Annotated in this window: 12 protein-coding genes and 3 pseudogenes; 7 read left to right on the top strand and 8 right to left on the bottom strand. The window is 70.4% G+C overall.

Translation table 11 applies throughout. The features are described from left to right. Positions 1–135: 135 nt before the first annotated feature. Both OG357_RS34970 and OG357_RS34965 read right to left on the bottom strand, forming a co-directional pair. A complete protein-coding gene (locus tag OG357_RS34970; RefSeq protein ID WP_329624920.1) occupies positions 136–789 on the bottom strand; it encodes a hypothetical protein in 654 nt (217 codons plus the stop codon). An 84-nt stretch (positions 790–873) separates the two neighbouring features. Then, the gene (locus OG357_RS34965) at positions 874–2,310 is read right to left on the bottom strand and encodes a tetratricopeptide repeat protein (RefSeq protein ID WP_329624919.1); all 1,437 of its coding nucleotides are present in this window, start codon (positions 2,308–2,310) and stop codon (positions 874–876) included. A gap of 707 nt (positions 2,311–3,017) precedes the next feature. Here OG357_RS34965 and OG357_RS34960 point away from each other — a divergent pair. After that, entirely contained in the window at positions 3,018–3,608 is a 591-nt protein-coding gene (locus OG357_RS34960) for a hypothetical protein (protein ID WP_329624918.1), read from the top strand. A gap of 120 nt (positions 3,609–3,728) precedes the next feature. Here OG357_RS34960 and OG357_RS34955 read toward each other — a convergent pair whose 3' ends face one another. Then, on the bottom strand, positions 3,729–4,160 hold the full coding sequence (locus OG357_RS34955) for a hypothetical protein (protein WP_329624917.1): 432 nt from the start codon (positions 4,158–4,160) through the stop codon (positions 3,729–3,731). Between the two features lie 264 nt (positions 4,161–4,424). Then, complete coding sequence (locus OG357_RS34950; RefSeq protein WP_329624916.1) at positions 4,425–5,120, bottom strand: TetR/AcrR family transcriptional regulator; 696 nt, start codon at positions 5,118–5,120, stop codon at positions 4,425–4,427. A 100-nt stretch (positions 5,121–5,220) separates the two neighbouring features. Between OG357_RS34950 and OG357_RS34945 the strand changes: the two genes are divergently transcribed. The 5 genes and pseudogenes from OG357_RS34945 (at position 5,221) to OG357_RS34925 (ending at position 9,224) form a co-directional block, all read left to right on the top strand. Then, positions 5,221–6,159: an NADP-dependent oxidoreductase gene (locus OG357_RS34945; protein WP_329624915.1), complete on the top strand. Its 939-nt coding sequence runs from the start codon at positions 5,221–5,223 to the stop codon at positions 6,157–6,159. Positions 6,160–6,212: 53 nt separating this feature from the next. Then, a pseudogene (locus OG357_RS34940) lies at positions 6,213–6,572 on the top strand (NAD(P)H-binding protein); the annotation flags it as partial. 67 nt (positions 6,573–6,639) lie between these two features. Further along, entirely contained in the window at positions 6,640–7,098 is a 459-nt protein-coding gene (locus tag OG357_RS34935; protein ID WP_329624914.1) for an NAD(P)-dependent oxidoreductase, read from the top strand. Between the two features lie 40 nt (positions 7,099–7,138). After that, a pseudogene (locus tag OG357_RS34930) lies at positions 7,139–7,894 on the top strand (LLM class flavin-dependent oxidoreductase). Between the two features lie 760 nt (positions 7,895–8,654). Continuing rightward, the gene (locus OG357_RS34925; protein ID WP_329624913.1) at positions 8,655–9,224 is read left to right on the top strand and encodes an SUKH-4 family immunity protein; all 570 of its coding nucleotides are present in this window, start codon (positions 8,655–8,657) and stop codon (positions 9,222–9,224) included. 300 nt (positions 9,225–9,524) lie between these two features. On the opposite strand, the gene OG357_RS34920 is transcribed toward OG357_RS34925, so the two are convergent. Both OG357_RS34920 and OG357_RS34915 read right to left on the bottom strand, forming a co-directional pair. Beyond that, on the bottom strand, positions 9,525–10,016 hold the full coding sequence (locus tag OG357_RS34920; protein ID WP_329624912.1) for an SRPBCC family protein: 492 nt from the start codon (positions 10,014–10,016) through the stop codon (positions 9,525–9,527). Positions 10,017–10,177: 161 nt separating this feature from the next. Beyond that, a pseudogene (locus OG357_RS34915) lies at positions 10,178–10,588 on the bottom strand (helix-turn-helix domain-containing protein); the annotation flags it as partial. A 48-nt stretch (positions 10,589–10,636) separates the two neighbouring features. Here OG357_RS34915 and OG357_RS34910 point away from each other — a divergent pair. Next, complete coding sequence (locus OG357_RS34910) at positions 10,637–11,110, top strand: GNAT family N-acetyltransferase (protein WP_329625790.1); 474 nt, start codon at positions 10,637–10,639, stop codon at positions 11,108–11,110. A gap of 926 nt (positions 11,111–12,036) precedes the next feature. On the opposite strand, the gene OG357_RS34905 is transcribed toward OG357_RS34910, so the two are convergent. Continuing rightward, positions 12,037–12,918 carry an oxygenase MpaB family protein gene (locus tag OG357_RS34905; RefSeq protein ID WP_329624911.1) on the bottom strand — a complete coding sequence of 294 codons (882 nt, stop codon included), beginning with the start codon at positions 12,916–12,918 and terminating at the stop codon, positions 12,037–12,039. A gap of 90 nt (positions 12,919–13,008) precedes the next feature. Further along, complete coding sequence (locus OG357_RS34900) at positions 13,009–15,126, bottom strand: MMPL family transporter (RefSeq protein ID WP_329624910.1); 2,118 nt, start codon at positions 15,124–15,126, stop codon at positions 13,009–13,011. Positions 15,127–15,262 lie beyond the last annotated feature (136 nt).

Here is a 15,262-nt window from a genome sequence, read left to right as displayed (position 1 = left end):
GCCCCACGACGGCCGGCCAGATCCTTGCGGCGCGGTAGAGATGTCGGTGGCAGGCGAGGATTTCAGTTCTCCCGGGTCAAGTCCCGGTCCCCGCGCACACCTCGGGTAACGGAGCCCCGGTGCCGCCCGTACGCCTCAGGACCGGGCGTACCAGCCGTTCTCGCCGGCGCCTTCCGACGGGTCGTACGACTGATGCAGCCCGAGCAGCGCGGCCACCAGCCGCGGGTCCCAGCTTCCGTCGAGCACCCGGTACTCGTCCGCGACGCCGCGGAAGACAAGATGCGCGCGGCGTGAGGAGTCGCGCCAGATCACCCGGCGCGGCTTGCCGAAGGCGTCGTCGCCCTCGCCGAGCAAGGCCAGGATCAGCCACAGCATGCTCACGAGCAGGCCGATGGGCCACCACACCACCCACCAGAACAGGCGCCCGCGGAAGCCGCGCACGGAGTGCCCGGTCACCGACTCGACGGTCCAGCGTGCCCGGGCGCCGCGCAGGGCGCGTCCGCGCCGGTACGTGACGCGGCCCAGCGTGGCGCCGTACGGGTCGTCGACGCGATATACGACGGGGCTTCCGCTCGCGCGTGAGCCGGCCTGTTCGGTCCACACCCGGGCTATCGCGGTCTGCCCCTCACCGACGATGTCGAAGGTGCGGGCGGAGGGGTGCGCGGCACCTCCATGGCCGTGGGGCACGTGGCAGAGCAGCCCGACGGCGATGTCCCCTTCGCGTCCTTCGCCGGCGCCGCGGCGGACGACGACCGGTGAGGACGTCCCGTACCGCACGTTGTATGTCATCTGCCCCTGGGGCACGGTCGGTCCTTTCCCACGTCTCCGCACAGCGACGTTTTCCGGCCGTCATGATCTCATTCGCCGCCGAAGTCACCGTCCAGGGGCGGAGGCCGTGCAAGCTTCGGCCGCTGCCGCAGCCGCGTCCCTCTCATGGTCGCGAGCGACGGCGGCGAGGGCGGCGTCGCCCAGGGCATCGGCGAGGCGGGCCCGAGCCGCCCAGTTGTACGAGCTGTCGGGCCGAAGCCCGATCCGCTCGCTGATGAGCACACGGGCCAGTTCGTGCCGTCCAGAGCGGAGCGCGGAGTCGAGCAGGGTCTTCTGGAGCGCGTCGCGCTGCGCATGACTACCCCCGAACTCGTGCAGCCTGCGGCGCAGCGGCCACAGGAGCTCCACGACGGTGGCGTGCTTCCCTTGCCCGTGCGCCACCAGCGCTTCGCACACGGGCAGACCGATGTCCGCGGTCATCCGCCGGTTGGTGACGGTGTCCGGACCCTCCTGGGCAAGCCATCGCCGCCGGTCGGCGATGAGCCGCGCCGCCTCCCCGAGCCGCCCGGCACCCACATAGGACATGACGGCGTGCACGTCGTTGAACGCGTAGAAGGGGGGATCGGCTCGCGAGGCCCACGCGTCGGCCAGCGCCCCGCAGCGGGGGCCGGACTCCCCTCCCCCGAGTCTGATCCGCCACAACAGCGCTGCGGCATCCAGCAGTTCCATGGCCAGACCGGCCGACGAGTCGTTGTGCAGGGCGGCGTCGTAGATGCTCAAGGCGGTGCCGGTGTCTCCCGCCTCCAAGGCGTAGAGGGAGTAGTGCCACCAGTTGTGGACGTTGAGGTAGTTGCCCCGCGCCCAGTCGTCTCGGCGCGCATCGAGGTAGCCGATGCCTTCCGACACCCGTCCCTGCATCTCGTAGGTGTGCACCACGGCATGGATCGCCCAGACGTCGCGAGGGTTCTGCTCGACCGCGGCGAGCCCCGCCTCCTCGGCCAGGCGGTAGTGGCCCGACTCCTCCAACCCGAACGCGTACATGCCCAGCATCAGGCCACGGTGAGGATCGGCGGCGTCCCAGGCAGAGAGGGCTCCGCCGATGCGATCACGCAGGCGGACCGAGTCACCGGTGAAGAAGTCCAGCTGGTGCCCCACGGCCAGGGCGAGCGCGTCCCTCGGGCACACCAGTGACAACTCCTCCAGCAGCCCGCCGGCGCGGAGCAGATCTCCGGCCAGCCACGCACTGGCTGCGGCAACGTGCAGGCGCTCCCGCACGGGCAGGGACGAGACGTCCACGCCGGCCGCGTACCGGTCGAACCGCCGCCGCGCGGCGAGGGCGTCGCCCGGCTCCGTGCCCAACGCCCCCAGATAGGCCGCGAAGGACTGGGCGACAGGTGAGGTCGGCGCGCTTTCGAGCGCGTCGTCGACCGCTTGCTCCACCTCGGGGCTGAAGTGGAGCAGGGACCCGACGGCTCGGTCCAGGTGTGCGGCCGCCTCCTGGGTGCACTCGTGCAACGGGTTGCCGTACTGGTCTGTCACCATCAGAGATCACCTCGGCGCGTCGACGGGGTGGTACGAGAAGCACGGCAGCACACACGCCACCGCATCCCTCATGAAGCCATCACTGACGCGCCCCGCGCCACCCGGACATGCACGGCCTGACGAAGTGCCCTGATCTGCCTCGCCGTTTCACTTCCCATGAAGCTGCCGGTCCCCGGGGAACGTTCCCCTGGCCGGCGACCCGCCGCCGGACGTCCAGGACCTAGGATGCCTGGGTTCGAACGTGCAGGACATCGGGGGTACGTGGCATGAGCGGTTACGGCAGCGGTGGGTACGGTGACCCGACGGGCAGCAACGGCGCATACCTACCGCAGGGACACCCCCACGCTCCCCCGGTTCCCCCGCAGGGACACTCGAGCGCCCAACCCGGTCCGCCACAGGGATATCCGTACGCGCAGTCCGGCCCTCCGCCCGGTAACCCGTACGCGCAGTCCGGCCATCCGCCCGGTAACCCGTACGCACAATCCGGCCCTCCGCCGGGATACCCGTACCCGCCGGCCTACGCACCGGTCCCGCCTCCTCGCACACAGCCCTCGCGGGCCCGGAACATCCTGCGCGGCCTCTACAACCCCCTGTACGCCGCACAGCGGACCTTCCGTCCCTCACGCCCCGGGATCGTCAGCGATCGGGAGGTCCGCAAGCTCCAGTTGTGGCGCACCTGGCTGGGGCTCGTCGCCTGGGTGGGTTTGATGCTCACCTACAACGCCATCGCGAGCGCCGACGACGTCCAGGGCGTGGCGAGCGAACGCCTCGACCAGAGCTGGTCCAGTGTGCTGGTTCTCGTCTGCACCTTCCCCGTGGTGGTCGGCGCCTTCGTGGCAGCCGCACGGGACGGCCTGCGCCGGGTGTACCTGCGCCGGGCCCTGCGCCCCCTCGGCTCGGTACTGGCCATCATGGCGTCCATGGGCACCTCCGCCCTCGCCATGGCCCCGGAGTCGGCGGGACTGCGGGACGCCGTGGGGCTTCCCGGCAGGATCATCATCGTCGTGCTGTGCCTGTGGTCGATCGGCTTCGCGCTCTACGGCATCGGACTGTCATTGGTGCACGTGTTCCGCACCGCCGACATCCACGAAGTGCTACCGCCGATCCTCGCCGGCGTCCTGGTGTGGGAGATGGCCCTCCTGGATGTGATCACCGGAACCTACGACCAGGTCCCGACGGGTGCCCGGATGATCTTCATCCTCGGCGCCCCCGTCACGGTGACGGCCCTGTCGTGCTGGGAGTTGTACCGGCTGCGGCGCGATCACGGACTCACGCTCCTCACGGCCCTGCGACGCTGACACGCTCTCGCCGCGCAACCATCACAACCGCGTGCAAGCGGGCGAACGGCCTGGCCACGAGCTTGGGTACTCGGCGAGACTCAGTTCACCTCACGGGATGTCGCATACTCCACCGGCCCGTCAGGGGCGACTGTAGCGCGCACACTCCAGGTAGGTGACCGGAGGCTGAGTGGCACCGTTGTCGAGGCAGACCCGCACGATGGAGACGCCGGGCATGTACACACTCATCGTGAAGCCGAACTTCGCACTGGAGCCGCACACGTTGTCGTGGCTGGCGTAGCGCGCCACTTCGCGGTTGTCGGAATCCAGAGCGAAAACCGTGGTCCCCCGGCAGCTCGTCGCGCTCACCGACTTGTGCTCGCCCGACACGCCGATCGACCGGTTGTACCAGGTCACTTTGCCCCGGGTGTACGTGTTCCCGACGGTGACGTCGAAGGCGCTGTCTGGGTAGGCAGAGGTTTGGGCGTTGGCGGCAGGAGCGGCCAGGAGCATGCCTGCGGTCAGAAGAACAGCGCCGATGGCGGTTGGCGTAGTGAGAGGGTTACGCAGCATGTCGTCTCCTGGGATGGGGCTCAACGAGCTGTCGAGAGTGGGCATTTCAGTATCACCTGGTGGCGGGGCTTGACGCCGGGGGGTTCCACGGTTTGGGGGGGGCGGGAGGGGCCGCGAACGGCCCGGCCCGGTTGGTCCCCGCCCGCCTTGCTCCTGGCCGATCGCCACATCCCCGCCCCACCCCGCCGCCCGTGACCTACCGGGCCGTTCCGGGCACGCCCCTCGTCCCATCTCAGAGGGCCGAATCCCCTGATGCCACAGGGTTCAGGGCGTGCCTGCCTGGAGGCGTGCGAGGCGGATCATCGCGCGGTACAGGGCGGTGGGCGCCGGGGCGTCCGGCAGGGTCGGGGCTTCGGTGCCGGGCGAGGCGAAGGCGCGGAGCATGTGGCCGACCAGTCGGCGCCAGCTGTTGGGGGCGACGTCGCCGGTGGCGGCGATCACGCCGGCGTTGGCCATGAGCACGATCACGACGTCCTGGTGGGTGAAGTCCTCGCGCAGGTGCCCGGTGCGTTGGGCACGGGTGATGAGTTCGACGACGCCGTGGTAGGAGGCGGCACGGCGTTCTTCGAGGGCTTTGGCGGCGGGAAAGGTCATGGTCAGGACGTCGGCGAAGCCGCGGTCTGCGGCTTGCATGGCGCAGATGGCTTCGATGTAGCAGGCGAAGCCGTGCCAGGGGTCGGGGTCGGCGAGGGCGTCGGTGACGGCGGCGGCGTAGGCGTCCATGCGGTCGGCGAAGACCGCGTTGATGAGGTCCTCACGGGTGGCGAAGCGGCGGGAGAGCGTGGCCTTGCCCACGTCGGCCTCGCGGGCGACAGCGGCCATGGAGACGCCCAGTCCGTCGGTGGCGTAGAGGCGGCGGGCGGCGGCCAGAATGCGGTCACGGTTGCGTTCGGCATCGGCGCGCAGTCCCGGCTCGGGCTGCTGGCCTGGGGTTTCGGCGGGAACCGCGGGCGGTGTCATACCCCCACTCTACCGAAGTGGAACAGCCTTCCCACTTGTGTTGTTACGCTGGCATCATGGAAACGGGAAGGCCGTTCCACTTCCACTGAAGGTGATCACCATGCGAGCTCTGTCCCTGGACACCGTCCCCGCCACCCCGGTCGTGACGGACGTCGACACCCCGCGACTGGCGGCCGGTGAGCTGCTGGTCAAGGTGGCCGCCTCGTCGGTCAACGGCTTCGATGCCGCCACGGCGGCCGGCTACCTGCAGGGGATGATGGAGCACCGCTTCCCCCTCGTGATCGGCAAGGACTTCGCCGGCACCGTCGAGGCCCTCGGTGAGGGTGTGGACGGCTTCGCGGTCGGCGACACGGTCTTCGGCGTCGTCATGAAGCCCTTCCTGGGCACCGGCTCCCTCGCCCAGTACGTCGCCGTGTCCGCCGCCTACGGTGTCGCCCACGTCCCCGAGGGCCTGAGCGTGCAGGACGCCGGGGCGCTGGGCCTGGCCGGCACCGCCGCGCTGGACAGCGTGAACGCCGTGGGCCTGGGCAAGGACGAGACGGTCCTCGTCTCCGGTGCCACCGGCGGTGTCGGTGCGCTCGCCGTACAGATCGCCGCTGCCCGCGGCGCCCGCGTGATCGCCACCGCCCGCCCCGGCGCCGAGGCCGACTTCGTCACCGCCCTGACCGACGCCGAGGTGCAGGTGGTCGACTTCACCGGCGACCTCGACGCCCAGGTCCGCGCGATCGCCCCGAACGGACTCGACGCGGTCCTGCACCTGGCCGGTGACGGCGCCCTGCTCGCCGGCCTGCTCCGCCCGGGCGGGCGGATCGCCTCCACCCTCGGCTTCGGCCCGGACGCCGTCGAGGGACAGGGCGTCACCGCCCACGCGGTCATGGCCGACGCCAACGTGCAGACCCTCACCGCACTCGCCGCCGACGCCGCCACGGGCGCGCTGCGCGTCCCGGTGACCGCCACCTTCCCGCTGGAGCAGGCCGCCGACGCGTTCGCCGCCTTCGGCTCCGGCGCGCTCGGCAAGCTCGCCGTCACCTGTTCCTGACCCTGCCCACTTGCAGTCCGTCCCGGCGGGCCGAGCTCTCCCTGTCCGGGCCGATGTGCCCTGAACTGTCCTCGCCGCGGTCACCCACGCCCGACGCAAGGAACCCTCCGCCACCGCCTTCAACGCCGTTCTGCTGCTCCTCTCCGCGCTGGTCGCCTGGGGCCGCCGGTTCGGCTCGTACTCCTTCTGACCCCTGCGCCCAGCAGTCCCGGGGCCGAACCGCACCGTACAGAGGGCCTGCCCCGGACAAGGCCCCGGACAAGCGCCCTCTTAACTCCACCGGCAAGGAGCCACTCCTGATGCGCGTCACCGTCTTCGGCGCCACCGGCGGCATCGGCCGCCTCACCGTCCAGCAACTGCTCGACGCGGGCCACCACGTCACCGCGTTCGTCCGCACTCCCACCAAGCTCACCCTCACCGATCCGGAACTGACCGTCAGTACCGGACAGCTGTCCGACCCCGCGGCCGTACGCGCCGGCCGTGGCCGACGCAGACGCGGTGATCAGTGCCCTCGGCCCCTCCCTGAGCCGCTCCGCCACCGGCACCCCCCTGACCGAGGGCACCCGCAACATCATCGCGGCGATGCAGGCGGAGCACGTGAGCCGCTTCATCGGGCTGGCCACCCCCTCACTGGCCGACCCGCAGGACAAGCCTCACTGGAAGCACAAGGTGCTGCCCGTCATGGCCAAGCTGATGTTCCCGAACGCGCTCGCCGAACTGACCCGCATGACCGCGGCCGTCACCCACTCCGGCCTCGACTACACCATCGCCCGCATCACCAACCCCACGGACAAGCCCGCCACAGGGCGCACCCGCTCCGGGTTCCTCGGCCACGACACCATCGGCTCCGCGATGACCCGCGCGGACATCGCCGCCTTCCTGATCTCCCAGCTCACCGACACCCGCTACCGGCGCGCCATGCCGGCCATCAGCAACTGACCCACCCTGGGAGCACCGGCCCGGTACTCCCCGCGACCGCATGGAGTGCGCCGTGGAACTCGGCATCCTGTCCCTGGCCGACCTACAGACCGACCCCGCCACCGGCAAGCTCCGCGACGCCGCCGCCCGCACCCGCGAGATCGTCTCCTACGCCGTCGCCGCCGACCGAGCCGGACTCGACGTCTTCGCCCTCGGCGAGCACCACAGCCCCGACTTCGCCGTCGCCAACCCCGCGATCCCCCTCGCCGCCATCGCCCAAGCCACCACCCGCATTCGCCTCACCAGCGGCGTCTCGGTCCTGTCCACCCTCGACCCGGTCCGCCTCCACCAGGACTTCGCCTCCCTCGACCTCATCAGCGACGGACGCGCCGAGATCATCGCCGGACGCAGCGCCTTCGTCTAAGCGTTCGCCCTCTTCGGTGTCGACCCCGCCGACTACGGCGACGTCTTCGCCGAGAAACTCGACCTGCTCCTCGCGATCCGCGACCACGAGCACGTCACCTGGTCCGGCCGCGACCGCCCCGCACTCGACGACCTTCCCGTCCCACCCCGCCCGCAGCAGGACAAGCTGCCTCTGTGGCTCGGCGTCGGCGGCACCCCCACCAGCGCGGAGCGTGCCGGACGCCTCGGCCTGCCCATGGTCCTCGGCCTCACCGAACGCGAACTCCTCGGCATCGACCGCTTCATGGGCCAGATCGACTTCGGCGGCATGCCCGCCCACATGGTCGACAACTCCATCGAACTCCTCGCCACCGAAGTCGCTCCCGCCATCCGCGAGGAAACGGGGCACCGCTGAACGTCTGGCGGTCAGCAGGTCGAAGGCTGAGGCGGAACCCGCACGTAGCCCCACGCCAGGGCGACTCGCATCCGCTCAATGGCCTAGACGTACTGGTCAGCGACTGTCCGCACTCCCGGCCCGAGCGGGATGCAGTGGAACCCGCGGACTGTCGGTCACTGATCGCTGGTGCGTCCGCTCGCCTCGAAGTCCCCATCGCCGGCGGTGGACTGGCTGAAGCCGAGAAGCCGGGAAAAGACGTAGGCGGGCAGCTCGGAGGCGATGTCCATCAGCGAGGCATTGCGGGTCGCGCGTGGCCGGATGCCGAGATTCTTGAGACGGCGTCCGGGGCTGTGCGGTTCGAGTGGCCGTCCGGTGTAGCCTCCGGGGAAGAGCCACAGGGGTGCGTGTCCGGCGGTCAGGGGTGCGCGGCCGTTTGGCGGCCCTGTCGGTGGTCTCGCGCTCGGCGTCGGAGACCATACGGCGCCATTGCCCAGCGCTGGTCCTGTGCGATGACCTGGGCGGCGAAGTTACTGGTGTACAGCGGGGCTGCCAGGTCCTTCGTGTGGCCGTATCGGGGGTCCACCGGACAAAGCCGCGCACCAGGGTGTGCTGGGGTGGCCCGTCGGCGAGCCAGGCATCGAGTGATCTTGAGGTACACCGACCTGCCGGCCTTTGCCGGGCGTCTGGCGGGCGACTGGCGGGCGCCCAGTGAGACGTCCCCCCGCCCCATTGGAGAAACACCACAAAGCTTAAGGCCACCCATAGGAAAGGCTGAACCGTGCTGACCGACATCCATGCCAACCAGGTGCCAAGCACGTTCGGGCTCACCGGCGTAACCTACTTCCCCCGCCCCACCAGCAGCTGCATGCACCCCGGCACAGCCGGGTTCCTCGCCGCCGTGGGACTGCCATCGAGCAAGCTGTTCTCCACCAGGCTCGACCTCGACTCCCCCGGCCGGCTTGAGTGCCGGCCGTCCCTCAAGGCCGCCTTCGACGCCGACGGTGCCGCCCTTCCTGAAGAGGCCGAACTGTGGGAGGTCCTCGGGGAGTTCCAGTACGCGACCGTCGCTCTCGACCCCCAGACCGGGCAGGTCTACTCGTTCGCCGAAGGCGAGGAGATTTACGTCCCCATGCACAAGGACGTCTCCTCGCTCGTCCACGCCCTCACTGTGGTCGAAACCGGTCTCGCCGAACTGAAGAGGCTCCCGCACCACGACGACCAGGCACGCACAGAAGCCATCGAACGTCTCCGCGACCGCATCGTCCAGATCGACGAGACACCCTTCGCCAGTGACGACGGCGGGTGGAGCAGGTTCTTCGAAGAGATCGCCTTCGGCATGTGGGGCTGACCCGCCCATTTCCCAGGCGTCGAGCGTCCGGTGGACCTCCCGCAGCGTCTCCCCGCACCGCCCACTGCAACGCGGCCTGCCCGCGCTCCGCGTTGCTACCCTGCCCCTGGTTCCCGCTGCCCTGCCCGCCCAGGCCCGGGGCACGCCCGCACCTCAGGCGGCTGCCGCAGCGCCGGCCTTGCCGCCTTCGGCAACGGTCATCTTCAGACAGCGCCGGTGGAGCTTTGCCCCAGCGGTCATCTGCGAACGAAAGGAAGATCAATACGCCACGCCGTCAGACGCCTGACCAGTTACGGCAGATCAGTCCGTCGCCTCGCGGACGTCCTTTCCCTGCTCGGCGAACGCCTTGAAGTCCTGCATGTGCTGTTGCGACTGCTTGCGGAAGGCGCCGGGCATCAGAAGGCCCGCCAGCTTCATCAGAAAGCCGCTGAACCGGTATTCGTTCTCGCTCTCCCAGAGCGTCGTTTCCGGGCCGGCTTCGGTCAGCCGGTCGCGCACGGCGCTCCACATGCCCTCGCCGACGATCTCGCGGTCGAAGTGAACGACGCTCGATTTCGGGATGTCGCGCAGGTCTGCCGGTTCCCGGCGTGTGATGGTCTCGGTGCACTCGATCTTCCGCTGGCCCATCTGCATCACGACCCGCGACTTGGTACCGAGCTGCCCGTGCTCCCCGCTCAGCGGCTCGTGCAGCACCAGGCCCCGCAGCCATTTCGGCAGGTGTGCCGGGTCGGCGAGCAGCTGGACCACCTTCTCCCGCGGCAGGGCGATCTCGATGGACACGGTGTATTTCATGGTGCGCATCATTTCCTTTGGGACAACGTGCTTTTGTACTGCTCGTCGTGCCCTTCGGCTGAGGGCACTGCATTCCGTGTCCGTAAAGTAAAGGGTAGCGAGGTACGGGGCGAGTATCTCCAGTGCCTCTGCCTGTCGGCCCTGTTCGGCGAGCAGCCAATGCCCACTCCCCCGCGCAGAACCACTCCCATGGCTGTGTTCTGCTTCTCCTTGCCCGAGATGAAGGCTCTGCGTCCGGGGCGGCCCGCGCGCGGGCGACGGACCTGGACTTCGGTGCCGTCGAGCCGGATGTCGACGCCTTCGGCATCTGCGTAGGCGAACAGGCCATCCAGGGTGCGGACGCGCAGACCGGGGCGGCCGGGGATGGCCAAGCCCCGCGCGGCGAGCAAGGGTCTGACCTCGCGGATCGCGGCGGAGACGGTGGAGACGGTAGAGCGGTCCACCCCGTACAACTCGGCCAGGGCGGCATGTGGCAGCCCGAGCCGCAGGTGGACCAGGGTGGCCGCGAGCCGGTCGGTGAACACCAGGCGCGACTTGCGTCCGGCACCCTCGGCCCGCTTGCGGGGCCCGCCCCACTCCCGTCCTTCCCCCCGGTCGTTAGGGTCGGGCCCATGGCTTCCATGGATGTCTCCCTGCGTCCTGTGCACCTCAGCGATCTGCCTGTTTTCTTCCGACACATGAGCGACCCCGAGTCGAATCGGATGGCCGCCTTCACCGCTGAGGCCCCGACGAACCGGGCCCGCTTCGACACGCATTGGAAGCGCATCCTCGCCTCGCCCGACGTGGTCACCCGCACCGTGCTCGCGGACGGCGATGTGGTCGGGCACGCGGCCGTGTACGGCGAGCCGGGCGAGCGGGAGGTCACGTATTTCATCGATCGCTACTACTGGGGGCGAGGCATCGCGACCGCGGCGCTGCGGGGGCTGCTCGCCGAGGTCCCCGAACGCCCGCTGTTCGCCCGGGCGGCGGCGGACAACACCGGATCGGTGCGGGTCCTGGAGAAGTGCGGCTTCAAGGTCGTCGGCGAGGACCGGGGCTTCGCGAACGCGCGGGGAGCGGAGATCGACGAGCTGGTGCTGCGGTTGGATGGGTAATTCTCCCCACCCCGTAAGTGAGGGTACTTCTCCCCGGCGGGCGCAGGTTCCGAGAGGTTGTGCAGGCGTGTCCGGATGGTTCGGCAGGTGTGCTCGATCTCAAGGTCGAGGGCGACTGCACCGCTCCAGCGTTGTTCGTTGCGGTGGGGCTGTGCGAGTGCGGCCTGGGGCGGGGTGTGCGGCCGGGCCCATGCGGTCGAGGCAGGCGACGACATCGCGCGCGGTGGCGTCGTTTGCTCGGTGAGCAGAGCCGTGCGGTCGTCGAAGCGTGCGCCCAGGGCCTCGTGGAAGGCCGCGAGAAGAGGGGTGGTGGGGGCATGGACTCGTCCGTGCCGTTCCAGGTCGGCGATGGCGGCGGCAATGTGCGGGGGAACGCCTGGGTCGGGTTCGGGCTCGGCCTCGCACGCGCACGGACCCGACGAGTCCCGGCCCTCCTCTTTGTTCTCCTTCGGCCGGGGCGCGGGAGTGACCTGGCGGAGGAGTCCGATCGCGGTGGGCACCGTGCTGTCGTCCATGGCCTCGGGAGCGCAGCGGGCCCGCTGGACGAGGGCCGCAAGACGGATGTCGGCATCCACCGCGGCAGTGTCGGCCAAGGTGTCGAACCACGCCCGCGCCGGTACCCGAGCCGCCGAGAGCCGCAGCGCCAGGTCGGCCATCGTCCGGACCACCAGCAGCCGCTCCGTGATCCCACTCTCGGCCCCAAGGCGCTCCTGAAGAACCGTCACCGCCCGCTCGGCATCGTCCGGGAAGCGCCCCAAGCCCTCGATCGCCGCCCGACGCTGAGCAGACCCCCTGGCGTCCAGCCCGGCGCGAGGCGTGCGCAAACACCCAGGACCTCGTCGGCGCCGGACCTGGCCTTACGGGGTCGCCGGCCCGTGGTGACGTCTACCCGGTCCTGCGCCCGGGTGAACCCGACACCGCCCGCGTCAAGGCCCTCCTGGAGCCGGCGGAACGGGCGGAGTCGCCCAGCGGATCGCGGCGATGACCGCACGGCCGCAGGGCCGGGCCACCGGCAGCAGGATCCGGGTCGCGTACGGCACGTCCAGCGACACTCGCGCCCAGGCTGGCAGCAACTCGACCGCCGCCGCTGCCAGGAACGCGTACGGAATCCTCGTCGCGGCCGGCAGCGGAGGATGTGACAGCAGGTAGCGTGCCGCCGCACGGGACTCCGGGGTGGCTCGAAGCTCCGGACGGTACTCGGCGAGGCGTGTCGTCAGCTCGGCAACGGTTTCGGGAGGGCGCTCGGCGCCGAGACGGGACGCGACCCGAGCCATGTCGGCCACGTACCCGTCCTGCCCGGTCGGATCGAGCGGACGCCGGCCGTAGCGTTGGTGGGCCCTGAGGAAACAGGCCGCTTCCGCGATGTGCACCCAGGTCAGGAGATGAGGATCGGACGCGCGGTACGGCACCCCCTCGGAGGTGCTCCCCCGGATCCGCTCGTGCACGCCGCGTACCCGCTCCACGGCTCGCTCCGCGTCTCGGCTCGGCCCGAACGTCGTGACCGCCAGGAACGTGCTGGTGCGCTGGAGCCGGCCCCAGGGGTCACCCCGAAAGTCGGAGTGGGCAGCGACCGCCACCATGGCGACGGGGTGCAGCGACTGGAGCAGCAGGGCTGCGAGGCCACCGACGTACATCGACGCATCGCCGTGGACGACCCGAACGGGGCGTTCGGGTCCGAACCAGCGCGGTCCGGGCGTGCCATGGATACGGGCACGCTTGTCGTGCGCGTGAGGGCCCGAGACCCGGTACAGCAGTGATGCACCGCACCGCTTCCGCAGGTCGTCGACGAACGCGCCTGGTGAGCCCATGGCTCCAGTATCTCCGCCGGGCCACTGGGCACGGGAGACGCCGGGTGACGAACGTTCTCCATCGGTCTGCCGCGTCCGTGCACACGCGGCCTACGTACCGTGCTTCCCGGTCGGCCTGCCCGGATCCCGGCGGCTGAGCTCGCCCGGCCACCAGGCTTTCGGTCCGATGTCCCGCACGAGGGCGGGGACGAGCAGGGAGCGGACGACCAGGGTGTCGAGAAGGACGCCGAAGGCGACGATGAAGGCGATCTGTGCCAGGAACGCGAGAGGGATGACGCCGAGGGCGGCGAAGGTGGCCGCGAGGACCACGCCCGCCGAGGTGATGACCCCGCCGGTGGCTGTCAGTCCGCGCAGCACGCCCTCGCGGACTCCGTGCCGCAGCGATTCCTCCCGTACGCGGGACATCAGGAAGATGTTGTAGTCCACGCCGAGCGCGACCAGGAAGACGAACCCGTACAACGGCACCGACGAGTCCGTGCCGGTGAAGCCGAAGACGTGCTGGAAGACGAGTGAGGAGATCCCGAGCGTCGCCAGGAAGTTGAGAGCGACGGTGGCCACGAGCAGCACCGGCATGAGGAGCGAGCGGAGCAGGCCGACGAGGATGACGAGGATGACGGCCAGCACCACGGGCACGATGAGGGTCCGGTCCCGCTCGGCGGTGCGCTGGGTGTCGTACTGCTGGGCGGTGTAGCCACCGACGAGGGCATCGGCTCCGGGGACGGCGCGCACGGCCTCCCGGAGGCGGACAACGGTCCCCTTCGCTGCCGTCGTGTCCGCCGCGTCGCTCAGGATGACGTCGATTCCGACCCTGCCGTCCACCACGAGGGCAGCGCCGACGCCCGGCCGGCCGGTAGTCGTCACCGGGGTCGCCGAGTCGACTCCGTCGGTGGCCTCGGCCGCCGCGGTCACGGCGGGCAGCGCCGCGGCGTCGGCGATCACCACCGCCGGGTTGCCCGAGCCGCCCGGGAAGTGGCGGCCCAGAGTCTTCTGGGCGGAGACGGACGGCGCGTCGTTGACGAAGATCTCGTCGAGCGGCACACCCCGGGAATCCAGGGTGGGGGCGAACGCGGCGCACGCCAGCAGACCGCCGAGCGTGATCGCCCACACCTTGCGCGGGGCGCGGTCCACGAGGCTCGCCACCCGCCGCCACAGGCCGTGGCCGCCGCTTGCCGCGTCCGCCGGCCGGGGCTTGGCCGGCCAGTAGGCGGCCCGGCCCAGCAGCACCAGGACGGCGGGCAGGAAGGTGAGCGCGCTGAGGACCGCGCAGACGATGCCGATCGCGCCGACCGGCCCGAGCGCCCGGTTGTTCGTCAGATCGCTGAAGAGCAGGGCGAGAAGACCGAGGGCCACCGTGGCCGCGCTGGCCGTGACGGGTCCGACCGATTGCCTCAGGGCAGCGCGCATGGCCGGGACGCGGTCGCCCTCGTACGCGGCGAGCTCCTCGCGGTACCGGGCGGCCAGCAGCAGCGCGTAGTCGGTGGCGGCGCCGATGACGAGGATCGACAGGATGCCCTGGACCTGACCGTCCACACGCACGATGTCGTGGTCGGCGAGCACGTAGACCACGGCGCACGCCAGGCCGAGCGCGAACACCGCCCCGAGGATGATCACCAGAGGAAGCAGCACGCTGCGGTAGACGAGCAGCAGGATCAGCAGGACGGCCGCCAGAGCGACGGCGAGCAGGAGACCGTCGATCCCGGCGAAGGCATCGCTCAGGTCGGCCTGGGTCGCCGCCGGGCCCGCGAGCTGTGCTGTGGTGCCGGGAACCGTACCGGCTGCGGCGGTCACGGCCGTGAGGACGGTGGGCAGTTCCTCCTCGAGGTCGGGGCGCAGTTGCACGACACCGCTCAGGGCCAGGCCGTCCTTCGACGCGACGGCCGGGGACGGAGTCCCCACGATCCCCGGCTGTCCGGTCATCGAGGCCAGGGCCTGGGTGGCCGCGGCCTGCTGGGCCTTGCCGAGTTCGCCTCCTTCGGAGGCGCCCGTCCAGACCACGATCGCGGGCAGGGTCTCGTCCTGGCGGAACGTCTTCCGGGCCTCGACGACCTGGGTGGATTCCGCGCTGCGTGGCAGGAACGCGGCCTGATCGTTGGTGGCGACTTCGCCGAGTCTGCCGGCGTACGGGCCCAGACCGCCTCCGATGGCGAGCCAGGCGATGAGCAGGGCGAGGGGCAGCAGACGTCGGACCCATGGGGTGGACGAGCGCATGGGGGCTCCAAGGCAGGGGCAGTTACTTCACATCGAAAACTCTCAATGATTGAGATAAATTCAACCACGGCCCGACTGGTGCCAGGCGCGTCTCCGTGAACTTCCCCGTGGCCGCGGCACACGGATGCGCCCGACG

The organism is Streptomyces sp. NBC_01255 (genome assembly GCF_036226445.1).
Classification (GTDB): domain Bacteria; phylum Actinomycetota; class Actinomycetes; order Streptomycetales; family Streptomycetaceae; genus Streptomyces.
The sequence above is the reverse complement of the archived record's forward strand: the minus strand, read 5'-3'. Positions and strand labels throughout refer to the sequence as shown.